We start from the raw sequence: 16698 nt of genomic DNA, 5'->3' as shown, positions 1-16698 counted from the left end.
GCGGTTGCGTGACCGCTTCACTTGAAAAGCCGGGACGGCGTCAGCAATGGCGGCGTCCCGGCTTTGTTTATTTAGGCCCGGGGCTAAATGCGCCGGCACGACAGCGGGCAACGCTTCACTGCCGCCAGGCGGCGATCGCGACGGCGATCCAGCCGACGATGAAGGCGAGACCGCCGAGGGGAGTGACCATGCCTAGCTTCCGCCAGGCCTCGCCGAGGAAGGTCATGCCGTAGAGGGAGCCGCTGAAAAGCGCGATCCCGATGACGAACGCGATCGAAGCTGTTCGCAATCCGCCGCTCTGAACGCTTATCGCAAAGGCCGCGAGCGTTACCAACGCGAGGGCGTGGTAGAGTTGGTACTTCACGCCCGTTTCAAACCAAGCAAGACGCTTCACTAGGTCTGCTTCGTAGCCGGCGCTGCGCAGAGCAGCTTCAAGTCCGTGGGCGCCATAGGCCCCGAGGCCGACGCCCGTGGCGGCGAGTAAGGCTCCGAGGATGGCCATCGTTTTAGGTGACATGCTGAGTCGGTCCGCTGGTTTCGAAATAACCCCGTGCTGGAACATTCAGCATAACTTTTGGCTTGAGCGGCGATCAGGGGTCGCACCGCGCAAAAAAGAACCGCCTCGCCGAACCATGGCATTTTGCATCCATGGCCCGGCAAGGCGGCGAATTTTCGATCAATTAGTTTCTAGCAGCGGCCGGCGATTATTGTTCGCTGGCGATGCCGAGGCGATCTTCTTCTTCTTCCTGGATGATGATGTGTGGCGTCACCATCATCATCAGGCTGTCCGTTTCGCGGCCGATGCCGACGTTGCGGAAGAGGCGGTCGATGTACGGCACCTTGCTGAGGAGCGGGACGCCGAACTCGTTGCGGCCTTCGACCAACCGCTTGATGCCGCCGAGGAGCACTGTACCGCCGTCGGGGACGCTCACCGTCGTACTGACGGTGATGACCTGGAAGGTCGGCAACTGCACCGTGGTGCCGCTGCGGCTCGTCGTTTCGGTTTCATCTTCCGACGTGCTTTCGCCGTCGTTGTCGTCGGTGTTCGAGTTCGAGGTCGAAATCGATTCCGAGCCTTCGAAGGTGAACGTCTGCACGTCGCCGATCTGGCTGAAGAACGGCACTAGCGTCAAGCGGACGTAGCGTCGATCGTCGGAAACCACCGCTTGCACCGTCATCATCGTGCCTTCGGAGAGGACGACGATGACCGGCTGCTGGGCGGCGGCGAATTCGCCGACGACCGGAATCACGCTGATCACGAACGGCCGGAACGAAGAGTCGATGACGTTCGCTTGCTGACCGTTGAACAGAGTCACCTTCGGAGCTTGCAACACGTTCGCCCGCTGATCGCCTTGGGAGGCGTTGATTACGAAGAACGCTTCGATGTCGCTGAGGATCGCAAACCCGAACGAACCAACGTCCTGCGGCGAGCCGAATTGCGGAGTAGCGAGTGAGAAGCTTCCCTGCCGGAACGGCATATCAAGGTCGACGGTGTAGTTCGGATTTAGCGTTTCGCTCGGAGCCGGGTTCAAACCGACCGAGGCACTGGCGCCAATCGCTGGCGGCGGTTGGCCCGGCTGGAAGCTTGCCGGATTGAGGCCGGTCCGATCGGTGATATCGAAGTCGAAATCGACGCCGATCCGTTCGAAGAAGCTGTCCGTCAGACGGATGAAGCGAACTTCGATGGTGACCTGCAGATCTTGCAGACGACGGAGCTGTTCGAGCAGATCGGCGATTTGCTCGTGGACCCGCTGCGTCTGGCTGATGACCAGCGAAAGGTTGGTGGGGAAGGGTTGAATTTCACCCTCGCCCGTACCATTTTCCATCCAGCTTTCGTGCTCGACGGTGGAGACGATCAGGTCGATGAGCGAATCGAAGTCGGCGCTTGCGGCGCCGCCCAATCCGCCCGGACCGCCGACCGGCGCCGAGGTGGGCCCGTTGGCCGGGGCGTTGAAGTTAGCTTGAACGGGACCGTTGGCCCCGGCAACGCGCGGTTGGCCGGGACGACTGTTCGCCACCATCGAGACAGGACCGCCGACGCCGCCTGGGCCGTAGGCGCCCATCGCCGCGTAGGCGTCGTTGATCAGCCCTTGCAGGCCGATGTTGTTCGTCGGCACAAAGTTCGGAATCGGGATCACGAGATCGCCGACTGGATAGGTGACGATCTTCAGGTCGCCGTCGCGAATCTGTTCGCTGGTGATCTTCAGAACTTCGTCCTGAATCGTGTAGGTGAGGTGGAGCGGCTCAAGAATGAGCGTCAACGCACTCTTCAGCGAGATTTCCTGCGGCAGGTTCAGCGTGATCGGCGTGTCGCTGCGAACGCCTTCTTGGCTGAGACCGCGGGGATCAAGATGGATATTGACGCCCGCGAGCTGCGAGAGCCCTTCCACCACTTTCGTCAGCGGCGTTTCGGTGTACTTCGGCAACACCGGCGTCTTGAGCTTTTGCTCAATCTCAAGTTCCTTCGCATTGCGTCCGCCGCCGAGGTCGAGCGATTTGCGATTCTTGAGCGTGTCCCAATCGGTCGGGAACGCGAACGGCGTGTCGCCGTGAGCCAGGGCCTTGGCCGACGTGTCGCGGACGTCAAGGAACATATTCGCGGCGCCGTTTTCAGCCTTCGCGATGATGTCCTGATTCCAGCGCTCGCGACGGATGAGCTTCGCTTGCTTGTTCACCTGCTGAGCCACGAGCTCGTCCGGAGCCATCTCGTAGAGACGGTTGGCGACGACCTCCGCTTCAGCGTAACGATGTTCGTCAACAAGCTTGTTGAACTCGTCGACCATCTGGGCCATCTTCTGCTGGACCTCAAGCTTGACGGCCTGCGAACGATGAACCTCGCCGAGGATCTCGTCGTTGGTCGCCTTGAGATCGAGTTCGGCTTTGTGGTCTTCGATGTACTTGTTGGTCGCCGAAGTCGTGAGCTCGATACGACGCAGCAACTGCGACTTCAACTCTTGCGAGAGCTGCGACTCTTCGACTTGAGCCCGCGATTCTTCAAGCAACTTCAGGGCCTGCTTCGGATCGGTCGAACGGAGCTTCTCGGCTTCGGATTGCCGCTTGATCACGTCGGCGGACAGCTGGCGGACCAAAACGGCCTGCCCTTCCGCGGCGGAGTCGAGCAAGTTGCCGGGAACCGGCAGCGATTCGTTCGGAGCATTGCCCTGCAGCATTTGCAAGTGTCCTTGCAACCGCTGTTGGGCGAGGACGTCGAGTTGAGCGTGGTTCTGGTAGGCCGCCTTAAACGATTGCAAGGCGCCTTCCCGATCACCGGCGCGGAGAGCCTGTTCGCCGGCTTCCAGCATTTGGGCCGGATCGCCCGGGAGCGGAGTCGCTTCCTTGGCATTCGGCAGAGGAGTCGGAGTGAATTCAGGAACTTGGGCGAGCTTCATGGCAGCGCCGGTTTCCGACGAAGCCGCGGCTTGCACCAAATCGCCGGCGCCAGGCGTCGCCGTCGCCGGCAACTGAACTCCGGCTGGCGTCGCGCCAGTCAACGCCGCCTTCTGAATGTCGAGCGCTAGACGCGAGGGACGGTCTTCATCGACGCCGAACTGCGAGTCAGGAACGTTGAGCGCACTCGCCCTGCCTGCCAACAGTTGGGCCTCAGGCAAGTTGCCTGCAGCGAGCGCGGTCCGTGCTTGGCCGAGCAGAATTTGCGTCTGCAACTTCGCGTCGGCAGTCGGGACGGGGGCTTCCGTCACGGCGAGGCTCGTCGGCGACTTGCGACGTTGCTCAATGCGACGCAATACGTCCTGAGGAGTGATGCCGTTGCCGCTGAACTGGGGGTTCAGCTGCGCGGCTTCGTTCGCAGCCCGCGTAGCGGTGTCGAAGTCGTTCCAAGAGAGCAGGGCGTCGGCTTGCTTGACGAGGAACTTCGAGTAGGCAATTCGCCAGTTGGCTCCGCCATTGAGATTCCGCATGGCGGCGGCTTCCTGATATTCGCCGATCGATTCGACCACTGCCTGCGGCGAATCGCCTTGGCCGTCGTAGGCGACCTTCAGCTCTTGAGCCTTCGCCAAGAACTGCTGCGCCCGCGGCAAGTCGCCGACGCTCAGCGCCCGGCGGGCGTCGAGGAGGAGTTGATCCGACTGCCCCTTAGCGGCCGCGTTCGACGGGGCCGCGGACGGCGCCTTCGTCGACGGGACGGCGAGCATGCCGTCGGGCAGCGCCGGCGAGTCGGCCGTGGCGCGGAACGGGTTGTCCGTCGCAGCGGCGTCGTTGCCGGCAGAGTAGCGGTTGGCGTTCGGCTGGCCCTCGACGCCATGGGCGGCGGTTTGCCAGACAAACGTGGCGAGTGCAAGCGCTGCGACTCGGGCAGTAGTAGTCCGTCTCAACTCAGTTCTCCTTACGAGAGACGACGCGAGAGCGCCGTCGGCTCCCCCGGATGCGACGCCAATTAGTTTGCTCAGGCGACTGGGCATGATTCGTGTGTGTTGGATGCGGCTACGCATCGCGCATACTCGACAGACGTCGAGCCCGCGCGAGGCGGATTCCTAGCGAGGCGTCGGGTTGTGATGAAAAGCGGCGGGTTAAATACCGGCCAGCGAGAAGCGGGTCAAGAGCACTCGCAAGATTGATGCAAAAAAAGACGCCGCGGGAAATCCCGCGGCGTCTGCGTTGCTAGCATCGATTGTCGGCGACGGCGTTCGTGCTCCGCCGTGCGCGGCCTAAAATCCGCCCCGCCGGCCCCCGCCCCCGCCGCGACCGCCTGGGCCGCGTTCTTCGGCCCCTTCGCGAGCGCGCCGATCGGCCTCCGCGCTCTGCTGCATGATGTAATCGAACGATCGAATCGTCTTCGCTTCATCGAGTTCGTTCTGCATCCGCAAGCGGCCGGCCGAATCCATCACGAGCATTCGCGCGGGCGCCGTCAGCTTGCGATTCTTCGTCATTTGCTCGCCGCCGTCGACGTCGACGAGCGTCAAGCCGGTGAGGAAGCGGAACATCGGAGAGTCCTGCGGCTCTTCGGTATCCACCTTGTAGAGCGAAGACCAGATGACTTGAGCCTGCTTCGCAAAATTCAACACGCTGCCGCGCGTGTACCAATTATTGGTGGCAATCTCGGCAGCGTTGACGCTGTCGACGGATTTGACCACTAGGCGAGCCTCAGGCTCTAGCGACGCGACATCTTTGGTTTGGGCGACGAAGATTAAGCCGGGCTCCGGCACGACGGCGACGGGGCTCGGTTCGCTCCACTCGCTCATCCGGAAGCGTTTGGGATCTTTGGTTTGACGAGCGGTGACAGTCGGATCGAGGAACTTCGGTTGCTGATCGGCGTTGACGTCTTTCAGTACGAGTTGAACGCGGTAGCGATAGCGATGGCCCGGTTTGACGGTATCGTCAAAGAAGCGGAAGAGGACGGTTTTGGTGACGCCGTCCCAGACGTATTCGGGGAGTTCGATGGCGCCATCGGCGCCGCGACCGCCCATCCCCATGCCGCCCATGCCTCCCATCCCCATGCCGCCTTCCCGTCCCATACCGCCCATCGGCCGGCCCATGGGACGCCCCATTCCCATACCGCCTTCCATGCCGCGGCCCATCGGCATTCCCGGGGGCCGCCCGCCCATGCCACCTTCCGCGCCACGACCGTACATTGCCCCTTGTTGCATGGTTCGCTTCTTGGCGGCATTGCCGAAGTCGTCGCCTTCCGTTCCCGGATCCTCCTCAATGAGCGGCTGCTGGGCGGCCTCTTCGGCCTCGCGCATGAGATCTTCAGGCGTGGGAATCGGAAAATCGGAGTGAGTAATCTCATTACCCCATTCTCGCATCACCATAGGCGGTAACGGGTAGGTGAGCAGCGGGTGGTTGTACTTGGGATTTCCTGGATCGACTGATTGCGAGGGGGGCCAGGTCGCCATTTTGTCCGTGAGCTTCTTGGCCGTCATCGTTTGGAGCGGCATGAACTTGCCGGTTCCTGCTTCGGTGACTTCCGCCCGCTCGATCACGTAGCCGAGATATTGCGGTTGATCGGTCGTGATATTGAATCCGCGCGACGAGGCAAGCGCGTCCTCATACATCTGAAACTGCTGCTTGATTGGTATTTTGGCGAGCACCGTCACCCAAGACATCTCGCGAATGTCTTCGAAGCCTTGCATCTGGGCGCCGCCGGCCGGAGGAACGACGAGGGCGCCGTCCTTCGTCTTCATGCCGCTCATATCGCCCATGCCCATACCGCCGCGGCCTTCGCCCATGCCGCCGCGCCCTTCACGTCCGCGACCACGACCACGGCCTCCTTCGCCCTCCGCAGCAGCGCGTTCCGCTTCTTCCGCGGCCTCGCGTTCCATGTCCGCCGCTTCTTTCGCGGCGGCGCGCATTTTCTCGAGAATCACCTCGGGATCAGCGGCCATCCACAGACCAGAACCGGGGCGCACCTCAAGCTCGGTCGCGGCGACCAGGACTGGATCCTGGCGGAGCTTTACCGGCGGGATGACGTCATCATCCCACGGTGGCTTTGGCGGATACTGCTGAGGATCGACGGGCGTGAGATACTTGTCCCCCGGCTGAGATTCGAAGCTCGCAAAGTCGGTCCGATCTTCCTTCGGGAAGGCTTCCCAACTCATTTGCTGCACATGCGAATTCGCACTGCTCGCCGCCTGGTTGAGTCGATCGGGCTGCTTCGTTGCATCGACGGTCGGCCGGCCGAAGGAACTGTACACCAGCATTCCCGCAACGACGAGAATGGCGGCGATGCCGATCTTCTCGCCATGGTTGAGCAAGAATCGCACGAATCCGTTGGCGCCTTTGAGTTTTGCTTTCATGGCTCAGGTCCTGCTCGGAAGCCGGTAAAGTTGCGAGTTACGAGATTCGAGTTGCGAGTTAAACGCGGCGACGTAGCGAATTGCGTGCTTCCAAGTTGCTTGACTCTCGCAACTCGGAACCCGCAACTCGCCACTTCCTCAACGCACGACTCCAGCGTCGCCGGCGGCGAGCGTTTCGCTGCCAGAGGCTGCGGCGTCGTCTCCAGGGACGGTGAGAACGGCGGCGTCAGGCGGATTGTAAATGTAAACGACGCCCTGAATGTCGACAGTGACCATGTTGGGGATTTCAACCGGGGTGAGGGTCACCCCTCCCATGCCCCCTTCCATGCCGCGTCCCATTGGCATTCCCATCGAACGCCCCATGCCTCCCTCCATACCGCGTCCCATCGGCATTCCGCCGCCCATGCCGCCGGCGCTTGCCGCGGCGCCGACCGTGAACGCTTGGTTGTCCTTGTCCGTGCCCGATTTTTCCGCATTGATCCGGAGTCGTTGGACTTCGACGGGAAGTGGAGCGTTCGCGCACTCGACGAGAATCTTCGGGAGGTAACGTTCGTCCATCGAGAGCATCATGCGAATCGGCAGGCGGCGAAACTCGACGCCGGCGCCGCTCGAAGCGTCGGGAATTGGCTTGCCTTCGGCGTCGATGTAGCGGTTGGCCAGCAGCATCGCGTCGAGGCTTTCCGCGCCTCCCGCCCCCATTTCGCCTTCGCGGCCCATCGGCGTGCCTTCGGGAGACATCATCTCTCCGCCGGTGGCCATCGCCTCGACCGGCAGCAGAATCGTCGATTCCTGAGCCATCGCCAGCGCTGCCGGAGCGCCGACTTGCAGCGACTGAATGACGCTAATCGCCGTATTGTCGGGCCGAGTCGCGCCACGTTCCTTATTCGTATTGGCAATGGCGCGCAAGAGCGTTTCGTAGACCCACAGATCTTCTTGCGTCACCCAGATTTGCCGAGCGGTGGGAACGTCGACAAATTCGAGTTGCTGACGCAGCGTTCCTTGGTCGCCCCATTGCACGAGATAGTTCTCCTCGATGGGCATGCCCTGGGCGTCAAGCTCCACTTCCGCGCCGGGAGCCGCCCCGCCGGGAAAGGCTCCCTCACGGCCCGGTGCGGCGCCGAAGCCGGCGGTTCCGTCGACCGCCATCTTCTTCGCATCGACGATCTTCACCAGACCTTCGAAGCGGTTCTTGATGTAATTCTGGTAGCGATCGCGGAAGTCGGGTTTGATCTGGGAATCGAATTTGGCGTTTTTGACGTAGTCGACGAAATCGTCGCCCAGCACGTCCGGCCATTTGAGAACTTCTTCGCGCTGAGCGTCGAAGAGACTCTGCCAGAGTTCCTTCACGCTATTGGCAATCTTCTTCGCTTCTTCTCGTTCTTTGGCATTCACGACTTCGTTGCCATGAATTTGCTTGCCGGTGATGGCGGTCATCTCGCCGAACTTGCCGTCGATCTGCGTCTTGTTCGCCGTGAATTGCCGCTGCAGATTGCCCGAGGCCATACTCCAGCAGATGACGGCGGCGAGGACGCCGACGACGCTGAGGATCCAGAATCGCTGGGTCCACGCGACTTTCATGAAGGCACGAACTTTATCCATGGAACAGTCTCGTTATCGTTGGCTCGTTATCGCTGACCGGTCGCTCGAAAGTAGCGAGAAACTGGCTATAAATGTTTTCGAAATTCGGCAGAGCTGCGGAACTAAACACGACGCGTTGATGTGTTATTGAGCAGGAGCTTCCTCGACTGGAGCCCCCTCGACGCCGGCCTCGCCTTCAGCGGCGGCCTGAGCGGCGGCGGCGGCCGCCTCGGCTTCAGCGGCGAGGCGTGCAGCGGTTGCTTCACGCCGCAGCGCCCGCGTACGGGGCTGCCAGCAAAACTGAACGACGAAGTCGTATCGATCGACTTCAAACCCTTTGGCGACGGGCACAGCGTTTGGATCAGCGCCCGGCTCGGCGGCGACTCCGGCGCCAGGCGCGTTCGCGGCCAAACTGCTGAAACCAGCCTGCCCCATACCCGTCTGGCCGTCGCCGTACAGGGCGGCGTCGGGGTCGATGTATTCTTTTCTGAGAGGCTTGCCAGCGACGAGCCACGCCCGACTAATACCCATGTCCTTGAGCGGGACGTCGATCAGCTTGCCGGTAAACTGCTTCGTCGTCTCGTCGTAGCCGTCGGGAAGCTTCACCGTCCCCTCTTCAAGCGCCTTGACGAGCGAATCGATGACGAACTTGCGGGTCTGATTTGTTTTGTCGGCGTTGTGGTAGTGATAGCCAGTGAGCTGCACCACGAAGCCTGGTCCCGTGAGACCGCCCCCTCCCGCCGCTGCGACGTCGCCGCCTGCGGCCGGATCAGCGGGCGGAGCCATCGGATCGACCGTCGCGGCCGGATCTGCCGCATCGGCGCCGGCGGCTGCATCTTCGTTCTTTGAGCCGAGGTAAAGCGCTTCCGTCGGCGTAACGTACTCGGCGGTAAGATCAGTGAAGTGACGCTCGTCGACCGAGGTGATGTGAAGCTCCTTCCGGCTCATCACATGATCGGCCTTCTCTTCGCGCGGCCGCTCGTCGCGCGGCAACACGGCGTCGAGCGCCTTCACCAAGTCGAGCCATTCAAGCCGACCTTCGACGTTGCTGATGAGCTGGTTTTGCGTCTCAGTGAGCTTCGTCACCGCATCGCGAATGCCTGTCCGCTCAGTTTCAAAGCTGGCAGCCGTCGACGCCGCGGAGGAAGCGGTGCTGAACGCCGACTTGAAATCGTCGCGGTTTACGTCGGAGGTTTGCCACGAGCTGACGTGCGTGAAGTAATTGAACGTGAGCCCCGCGAGCACGGCCGCGACGCCGGCAACGGCCCACGGTTTCTTCGCGCGAATCATCCGCGTGCGGACGATTTCTTCCGGCAGCAGGTTGGTCTTCAACTCCGACTTGCCGAGCGCCTGGACGCACAGACCGTAAGCAGGGCCGAAGCTGAGGATGTTCTCTTTGAACTGGGCGTTCCCCCCGGCACTGCCGGCGGAGAGGCGGTTGAAGTCTTCGATCGGGCGGACTTCTTGCTCCAGGTTCTGCGCGAGATAGCGTTGCAGACCAGGAAGCTTCATCGCGTTGCCCAGGGCGATCACTTCGCCGATTTGGGCCGCTTTGTCGAGGCTCTGGAAGTAGCCGAGCGAACGTTGGATTTCGGCCAGCAGGTCGCTGAAAACCGGCCGCATTGCTTGGAAGACAGCCTTCGGGTCGTCGGCCTGCGTCGCGTTCCGCTTCAGGTGCTCGGCCTTCACGAAGGTGAGCTTCAGTTCCTTGCTGAGCGCGCGGGTGAAGTGGTTGCCGCCGATCGGGATGTTACGCTGCCAGACGCGGAAGCCGTTGGTCACGACGAGGTCGGTCGTGTCGGTGCCGAGTGAAATCACCACCGTCGACGACGGCGGCTTGGCGGGATCGTACGGCTGCGACTTCAGCTCTTCGAGGCGGTCGAAACAGACGTAGTTGTAAACAGCTAGCGGCGCCAGCTGGATCAAATCGACCTCGATGCCGGCCTTCTCGAGCGGGGTGAGGGCACGAGCGACCTGGTCGCGCTTCATCGCGAACAAACCGACTTCCGGCTCCAGCGCGAAGCCATCTTCTTCGCTGCCGCCGGTGAGTTGCTGGTAATCCCAGACGACGTCGTCGAGCGAGAACGGAATCTGCTGCCGGGCTTCGTACTTGACGATGTCGGGGATCTTCTTTGCTTCGACCGGCGGAAGCTTGATGAACCGCATCAGGCCGTTTTGACCGCCGACCGACATCGCAACGGTATCGCCGACCAGCTCGTTCCGGGAAAGGAACGTCTCAAGGGCCTCGCGGACGAGTTCCGCCGGCTCCGCCTCGGGCTGAGTCAGAATTTTGGGGTATTCGATGTAATCGAACGACTCGACGACAAGTCGTCGGGGTTCCTTCTCATGTGGGCGACATCGCAGCGCCTTGAGAGCGCATTGACCGATATCGATACCCCATACGGCGCCACCCTTGGCCATATTCGTGACCTCTGTTCCGTTCGAATATTGTCCGCGGCGGAGTGTTCAGATCCGCCGCAAGTGCTCCCAACGATCAATCAGCTATCTGAAATAGCAGCTTCAGCAAGCCGATGAGTCTCTTTACGCCCGACACCAGTCTGTTCTTCGGGGGGCGTGGATCGATCGCGCGAGAGCAGTGCCTCTACTTCTCTATATGCAAATCTATCGAGGCGCACCGCGCAGTCAAATTTTCCGCTGAAATCCACGGCATTTCCGCGTGACGAAGCGCTCCACGAGCGCCTCGACAGCGATCAAACTGCCGCGCACCTCAGCCGCCAGACTGTCGGTACACCTTCCCCCCAGTTTGACATTCTAGTCGGGCCGGGGGGAATGTATACCCAGCGGCTACGACCGTTTGCTCGCTGAAACGCGGCAAAAACGGGCCTCTGGCCGGGGAGCCGCCGATTCATTCGGCGCAACGGTTGCACCCGGCCCCTTCGATCCCGATAACAGGAGGGAGACGCTCGAATTGCAGCGATTTTTCAGCCCCGCTTCGCTCAGAACCCCATGATTGTCACCATCGACGGCCCCGCCGGCGCCGGAAAAAGCAGCGCTGCCCGCCGTTTGGCCCGGAGGCTTGGCTTCCGCTTCCTCGACACTGGGGCGATGTATCGGGCCGTCACCCTCGCTGGCCATCGGGCGGGGGTCGACTGGGACCAGCCGGAGCAACTCGCCGCAGTGGCCGCCAGTTTGGTGCTCGATCTGTCCGACAGCCACATTTCGATGAACGGCGAGGACGTAACCGCCGCGATCCGGACGCTGGAGATCACGACGCTCACCAAGCATGCCGCCGACAACCAAGCCGTCCGCCGCCTGCTGACCGACCAGCAGCGGGCCTTCGCCGCCGGGCGGGATGTGGTGACCGAAGGCCGCGACCAGGCGACGGTCGTGTTTCCCCAGGCGGAGTGCAAAATCTTCCTCACCGCCGGCGAGGAAGAACGGGCCAAACGGCGGTTCCTCGACCTGCAGGCCCGCGGCGAGGAGGTCGATTTGGCCGAAGTCCTGCGGAAACAGCGGTTGCGCGACAAAGGCGACACGGAACGGGCCTACGGCGGGCTCGCCAAAGCGAGCGATTCGATTGAATTCCTCACCGACGGCCTCTCGCCGGAGGAAGTGGTCGACCGGTTGGCGGAAATCGTGCAGGGCGTCCAGGCCCATAGCGGCATCGCCGCCAAGTAATCGCGCAGGCAGAAAGCCTCGCCCCGGCAAGCACTTACCCCGATTGCCCGTTTCGCGGCGATTTGCTAGGATGGCGGGCTTGTCCCTGCGCCTTTATTCCGCGGTAAGTCGACGTACGGCTTCCAGACGCTGGGGATGGCTCCCTCTTTTTGGTAGAGGCGATCGAGCTCGATCGGTCGCAAGTCTCTGCTCCGCCCACTTTTTTCTATGGTTAACCGCAATCTTATTCGTGAGTTCGACGTTTCTGAGGAAGACTGGACCGACGCCATTGGCGAATTGGCTCCCGATGACGTGAGTTGGCTTGGCAGCGCCGACGTCGACGTCAATCAGATCGTTGAAGGCAAAATCATCCGTATCGACGACGAATTCGTGCTTGTCGACGTCGGTTATAAGAGCGAGGGCATGATCCCCCGCAATGAGTGGGAACCGGAAGATCCCGATCAACCCGAAGTCGGCCAGGTGATCCGCGTCCTCGTCGAGGACGTCGAAGATTCGACCGGCTGGCTCGACGATCGCGGCATGATCGTCCTCAGCAAGCGGAAGGCTGAGAAGATCGAAAAGTGGATGAAGGTCATGGAGACCGTCCACGAAGGCGACGTCGTCTCCGGCCTCGTCACCCGCAAGATCAAGGGCGGTTTGCTGGTCGACATCGGCGTCAACGTCTTCTTGCCGGCGAGTCAGGTCGACATCCGTCGTCCGCACGACATTGGCGAATACATCGGCAAGACGATCGAGTGCATGGTCCTCAAGATCGACGAGGCCCGCCGCAACATCGTCGTCAGCCGCCGCAGCCTGATCGAATCGCAACGGGCCGAGAAGAAGGCCGAGTTGCTCAAGAAGCTCGAAGTTGGCCAGAGCCGCAAGGGCATCGTCAAGAACATCGCCGACTTCGGCGCGTTCGTCGACCTGGGTGGCATCGACGGTCTGCTGCACATCACCGACATGAGCTGGGGTCGCATCAATCACCCGAGCGAAATGGTGAAGATCGACGACGAGCTCGAGGTGATGGTTCTCCACATCGACTACGAGAAGGAGAAGATCGCCCTCGGTCTGAAGCAACGTCAGGCCAGCCCGTGGGAGAACGTAGCGTCGAAGTACCCGGTCGGTTCGGCCATCAAGGGTACGGTCGTCAACGTGATGAGCTACGGCGCCTTCGTGAAGCTGGAAGACGGCATCGAAGGCCTCGTCCACATCAGCGAAATGTCGTGGACGAAGCGCATTAGCCACCCGAGCGAACTGGTCAACATCGACGACGTCATCGACGTGGTCGTCCTGCGGATCGACGAGCAGAAGCAAGAAATCTCGCTCGGTATGAAGCAGACCCAGTCGAACCCGTGGGAAAAGGTTTCGGACAAGTACCCGACCGGCAGCATGGTCAAGGGCAAGGTTCGCAACCTCACCAACTACGGCGCCTTCATCGAAATCGAAGAAGGCATCGACGGCTTGCTCCACGTGAGCGACATGTCGTGGACCCGCAAGATCAGCCACCCGAGCGAATTGGTCGAGAAGGGCCAAGAGCTGGAGTGCAAGGTGCTGTCGGTCGACCAAGAACGTCGCCGCATCGCCCTGGGCCTCAAGCAGCTCGACGAAGATCCGTGGTCGACTGACATCCCGAACCGCTACCAACAAGGTCAGCTGGTGAAGGGCAAAGTCACGAAGATCACCAACTTCGGCGTCTTCGTCGGCCTGGAAGACGGCCTCGAAGGGTTGCTCCATATCTCGGAACTCTCCGATCAAAAGGTCGAGAACCCGCAGGACGTGGTCAACGTTGGCGACGACATCGAAGTGAAGGTGCTTCGCGTCGACACCGAAGAACGCAAGATCGGCCTGTCGCGGAAGCGTGTTGAATGGGCCGAAGAAGACGAAGCGGCCGCTGAAGCCAACGGCAACGGCATGTCGACGGCTGGCGCGACGCGCGAACCGGCGATGGAACTCAAGGGCGGCGTCGGCTCGGCCGATTCGGGTCCGCTGTTCAAGTCGGCTTCGTCGTCGGAATCGGACGAATCCTAATCGTCCCTACAACCGGCGCCGCACGCGACGCCGGCTTAGTTTTCAGCAAATCGAAGGGCTTCGCGGGTTACGACCCGCGGGGCCCTTTTTCTTGGCACTACCGGAACCTTGGGCGTATTCGCCCCACTCGTGCACATGGCTCCGCTTGTGGAGGCGCCGCGATTCAACCGTCGATAGAGCTAGCACAGCACCATACGAAGAGAATGTGAACGTCATCGCCGTCGATGGGCAGGGATTGTTCGCGAGGCCTGCGTAAGACGTTCCCGTAGTCGGTTCCCTGTCCACACTCCATGCGACGGTAAGCGCCATGCCAGCCACCACCCGCAAGCGTAAAGTTTCCTCAGCCGTTCAAACGCCGCTGGAAACGTACCTGCGCGAGATTAACGAGACGGCACTCCTCAACGCTCGCGAGGAGAAAGAACTCGCCACGAGCATTGGCGAAGGCGACTTGGCCGCTCGCGACCGGATGGTGCGCGCTAACCTGCGGCTCGTGGTCAACATCGCCCGCGGCTACTCCGGCAAAGGCCTCGCCCTGCAGGACCTCATCGAGGAGGGCAACCTGGGGCTGCTGCGCGCCGTCGAGGGCTTCGACCCGGCGATGGGAACGCGGTTCAGCACCTACGCCAGCTACTGGATCAAGCAATCGATCAAGCGGGCGCTGATCAACACCGGCAAGACCATCCGCATCCCGGCGTACATGGTCGAACTGCTGTCGAAGTGGCGGCGAGCCACCGCGCGGCTGACGGAAGAGCTCGATCGCACCCCGACGCCTGAAGAAATCGCCCGCGTCCTCGGCCTGCCGAAGAAAAAGCTGCCGATCATTAAGAAGGCGATCAAGATCTACAACGCCACCCCCCAGACCGACCAGACCGAAGCGGGCTGGACGCTGGGCGACATGGTGATGGACGAACGGCAACAAGCCCCCGACGACGCGCTCGTCGAAAGCGACAGCCTGCGGCATGTGCTCGCGATGCTCCAAACGATGGACCAACGCGAAGCGACCGTCCTGCGGATGCGGTTCGGCCTCGATGGCTACGAACCCCGGACGCTCAAAGAAATCGGCGAAGAACTCGGCCTGACCCGCGAACGCGTGCGGCAAATCGAGACCGAAGCCCTCAACAAGATGGCCGACAGCATCGAACACCCGCCGGCGGGCATGTTCGCCGACGACAACGACTAACCGCCCGCACAATTGCGCCAATCGCGCCACCCCGCACCAATCGCGTCCTCAATAAAGCCGCGACCGCCGGTCGCGCCCCCCACGCAACGCCGCAATCGGGTTGAGTCCGCCCATCGCACCTGCCTAGCATAGAACTAGCGAACGCCCGCCCCGCGTTCCGCCCCTTCTATGCTTCCGGAGAGTTTGCAATGGCGCCGATCCTCAACCGCTCCACAATTGTTGCGTTGCTGTTGCTCGGCGCTGGCGCGTCGACGGCGTTGGCGCAACAGGCGCCAACCTACGCGCGGATGCGGCAAGGCGCTGACGATTGGTCCGCCCGCGGCGGCGGCTTTGGCTACTCGTTTCCATCGTACATGTACGGCGGCTTCTTCCCGACGTTTTCGCCGCCGGTGCTCGCGACGCAAAGCTGGTACCAGCGCCCCTACCCTGGCCACTTCGACGTCGCTCGCCAACGCTGGGGCGGCCCGCCGCCGCAACAAATGCAGCAGTCGATGGGCGGGCAAGGCTACCCGGCGATGATGCCGCGGAGCGACTGTCCGTGTGCAGATCAGCCGACGCCTGCGCAGTGACGGCTGGCGAGAAAAATGGCCGAAAATTGAAATCGCTCAGCGAACTTCAATTCCCGATCCGCTTTTCTTTGACATCTACGATGAAAAAGACCACAATCTGGGGGCGTGCGGCTTGCCCGGCAGATTGCCGGTGCGCCTCTACGCATGACTTTTCGCCACACTCGGAAGGAGAAGCTCCATGCTCAAGCATCGTATCCGTCGTTCTTTGGCAGCCGTCCTCGGCGCTGCCCTCACCATGTCCCCAGGTCTCGGCGTCTCAAACGGCTCGACTTTCCCCATCGACACCTTCGATGACGCCACCAACATCAACCTAAGCCCGATCCCGACGCCACCTTCGCTACCCTTCACGACGCCGAGCACGCCCGCTAACCTCACGCAAACAGCCGTCGACGGCGTCAGTCCAGCCGTCACGCTCGGCGGGGAACGCTACATCGCGATCTCCGGCGGCGGCTACACCGTCCCCAATGCTCGCAAGCAAGTCGCCGCCAATTCGCTGACCTTCTTTATTCCGAACGTCTCGAACGCAGATCCGAGTTTCTTCACGCTCCTGCTCGACTATGGCCGCACCACGCCACTGACCGATGGCGCCGGCGGCATTAATTTCGGAACTCTCGGGGGCAGTGTCACAGTCGGCGTCACCACAGCCACTTCGCCTCAAGGGGTCTCGGCCAATCTCAAAGTGACCATCGAGAGCGGCGATCATGCTGGCGGCGCCATTGCCACCGGCTCTTTCAACCAATCAGTCCTGGGACCAGGAAACTTCTCATTCCCCTTTAGCCACCCTGGCTTCGCGAGCGTCGACTTCAGCGACGTCACTCAGGTGACGGTGTTGCTCGAGGATCTCAATATCGACGGCGGCAGTTACGTCATCAGCGGCATTACCCGGGAAGCCGTCGTTCCCGAACCCGCGACGCTCGCTCTGTCGCTACTCGGACTCGGCGTCGTGGCACTGCGACGTCGACAGCGATAG

The 16698-nt window shown here is 61.8% G+C and carries 10 protein-coding genes; 5 read left to right on the top strand and 5 right to left on the bottom strand.

Features of this window, described 5'->3' with window-relative positions; translation table 11 throughout:
• Positions 1 to 115: 115 nt before the first annotated feature.
• The 5 genes from PLANPX_RS06165 to pilM all read right to left on the bottom strand — a co-directional run bounded on the left by PLANPX_RS06165 (position 116) and on the right by pilM (position 10751).
• Complete coding sequence (locus PLANPX_RS06165) at positions 116 to 517, bottom strand: DUF423 domain-containing protein (RefSeq protein WP_152097888.1); 402 nt, start codon at positions 515 to 517, stop codon at positions 116 to 118.
• Between the two features lie 187 nt (positions 518 to 704).
• A complete protein-coding gene (locus PLANPX_RS06160) occupies positions 705 to 4331 on the bottom strand; it encodes a general secretion pathway protein GspD (RefSeq protein ID WP_172991899.1) in 3627 nt (1208 codons plus the stop codon).
• Between the two features lie 333 nt (positions 4332 to 4664).
• Positions 4665 to 6752, bottom strand: a complete 2088-nt coding sequence (locus PLANPX_RS27650; protein WP_194175117.1) for a hypothetical protein — start codon at positions 6750 to 6752, stop codon at positions 4665 to 4667.
• A gap of 138 nt (positions 6753 to 6890) precedes the next feature.
• Complete coding sequence (locus tag PLANPX_RS06150) at positions 6891 to 8351, bottom strand: hypothetical protein (RefSeq protein ID WP_152097886.1); 1461 nt, start codon at positions 8349 to 8351, stop codon at positions 6891 to 6893.
• Positions 8352 to 8474: 123 nt separating this feature from the next.
• Positions 8475 to 10751 carry a pilus assembly protein PilM gene (gene pilM, locus PLANPX_RS06145; protein ID WP_152097885.1) on the bottom strand — a complete coding sequence of 759 codons (2277 nt, stop codon included), beginning with the start codon at positions 10749 to 10751 and terminating at the stop codon, positions 8475 to 8477.
• 546 nt (positions 10752 to 11297) lie between these two features.
• On the opposite strand from pilM, the gene cmk reads away from it, so the two are divergent.
• The 5 genes from cmk (at position 11298) to PLANPX_RS06120 (ending at position 16698) form a co-directional block, all read left to right on the top strand.
• A complete protein-coding gene (gene cmk, locus PLANPX_RS06140) occupies positions 11298 to 11969 on the top strand; it encodes a (d)CMP kinase (RefSeq protein ID WP_152097884.1) in 672 nt (223 codons plus the stop codon).
• 207 nt (positions 11970 to 12176) lie between these two features.
• Entirely contained in the window at positions 12177 to 13979 is a 1803-nt protein-coding gene (locus tag PLANPX_RS06135) for a 30S ribosomal protein S1 (RefSeq protein WP_152097883.1), read from the top strand.
• Positions 13980 to 14286: 307 nt separating this feature from the next.
• Positions 14287 to 15159 carry a sigma-70 family RNA polymerase sigma factor gene (locus PLANPX_RS06130; protein ID WP_152097882.1) on the top strand — a complete coding sequence of 291 codons (873 nt, stop codon included), beginning with the start codon at positions 14287 to 14289 and terminating at the stop codon, positions 15157 to 15159.
• A 188-nt stretch (positions 15160 to 15347) separates the two neighbouring features.
• Complete coding sequence (locus PLANPX_RS06125) at positions 15348 to 15728, top strand: hypothetical protein (RefSeq protein ID WP_152097881.1); 381 nt, start codon at positions 15348 to 15350, stop codon at positions 15726 to 15728.
• Between the two features lie 178 nt (positions 15729 to 15906).
• Positions 15907 to 16698, top strand: a complete 792-nt coding sequence (locus tag PLANPX_RS06120; protein ID WP_152097880.1) for a PEP-CTERM sorting domain-containing protein — start codon at positions 15907 to 15909, stop codon at positions 16696 to 16698.

The sequence above is a fragment of the Lacipirellula parvula genome (assembly GCF_009177095.1).
In the GTDB taxonomy this organism is placed as follows: domain Bacteria; phylum Planctomycetota; class Planctomycetia; order Pirellulales; family Lacipirellulaceae; genus Lacipirellula; species Lacipirellula parvula.
Note: the sequence above shows the minus strand (reverse complement) of the source record. Positions and strands in the feature narration are given on the sequence as shown.

Coding starts and splice junctions, on each gene's coding strand:
- PLANPX_RS27650 (WP_194175117.1), bottom strand. CDS start 6,752: ATGAAAGCAAAACTCAAAGGCGCCAACGGATTCGTGCGATTCTTGCTC.
- cmk (WP_152097884.1), top strand. CDS start 11,298: ATGATTGTCACCATCGACGGCCCCGCCGGCGCCGGAAAAAGCAGCGCT.
- PLANPX_RS06130 (WP_152097882.1), top strand. CDS start 14,287: ATGCCAGCCACCACCCGCAAGCGTAAAGTTTCCTCAGCCGTTCAAACG.
- PLANPX_RS06135 (WP_152097883.1), top strand. CDS start 12,177: ATGGTTAACCGCAATCTTATTCGTGAGTTCGACGTTTCTGAGGAAGAC.
- PLANPX_RS06150 (WP_152097886.1), bottom strand. CDS start 8,351: ATGGATAAAGTTCGTGCCTTCATGAAAGTCGCGTGGACCCAGCGATTC.
- PLANPX_RS06125 (WP_152097881.1), top strand. CDS start 15,348: ATGGCGCCGATCCTCAACCGCTCCACAATTGTTGCGTTGCTGTTGCTC.
- PLANPX_RS06165 (WP_152097888.1), bottom strand. CDS start 517: ATGTCACCTAAAACGATGGCCATCCTCGGAGCCTTACTCGCCGCCACG.
- PLANPX_RS06120 (WP_152097880.1), top strand. CDS start 15,907: ATGCTCAAGCATCGTATCCGTCGTTCTTTGGCAGCCGTCCTCGGCGCT.
- pilM (WP_152097885.1), bottom strand. CDS start 10,751: ATGGCCAAGGGTGGCGCCGTATGGGGTATCGATATCGGTCAATGCGCT.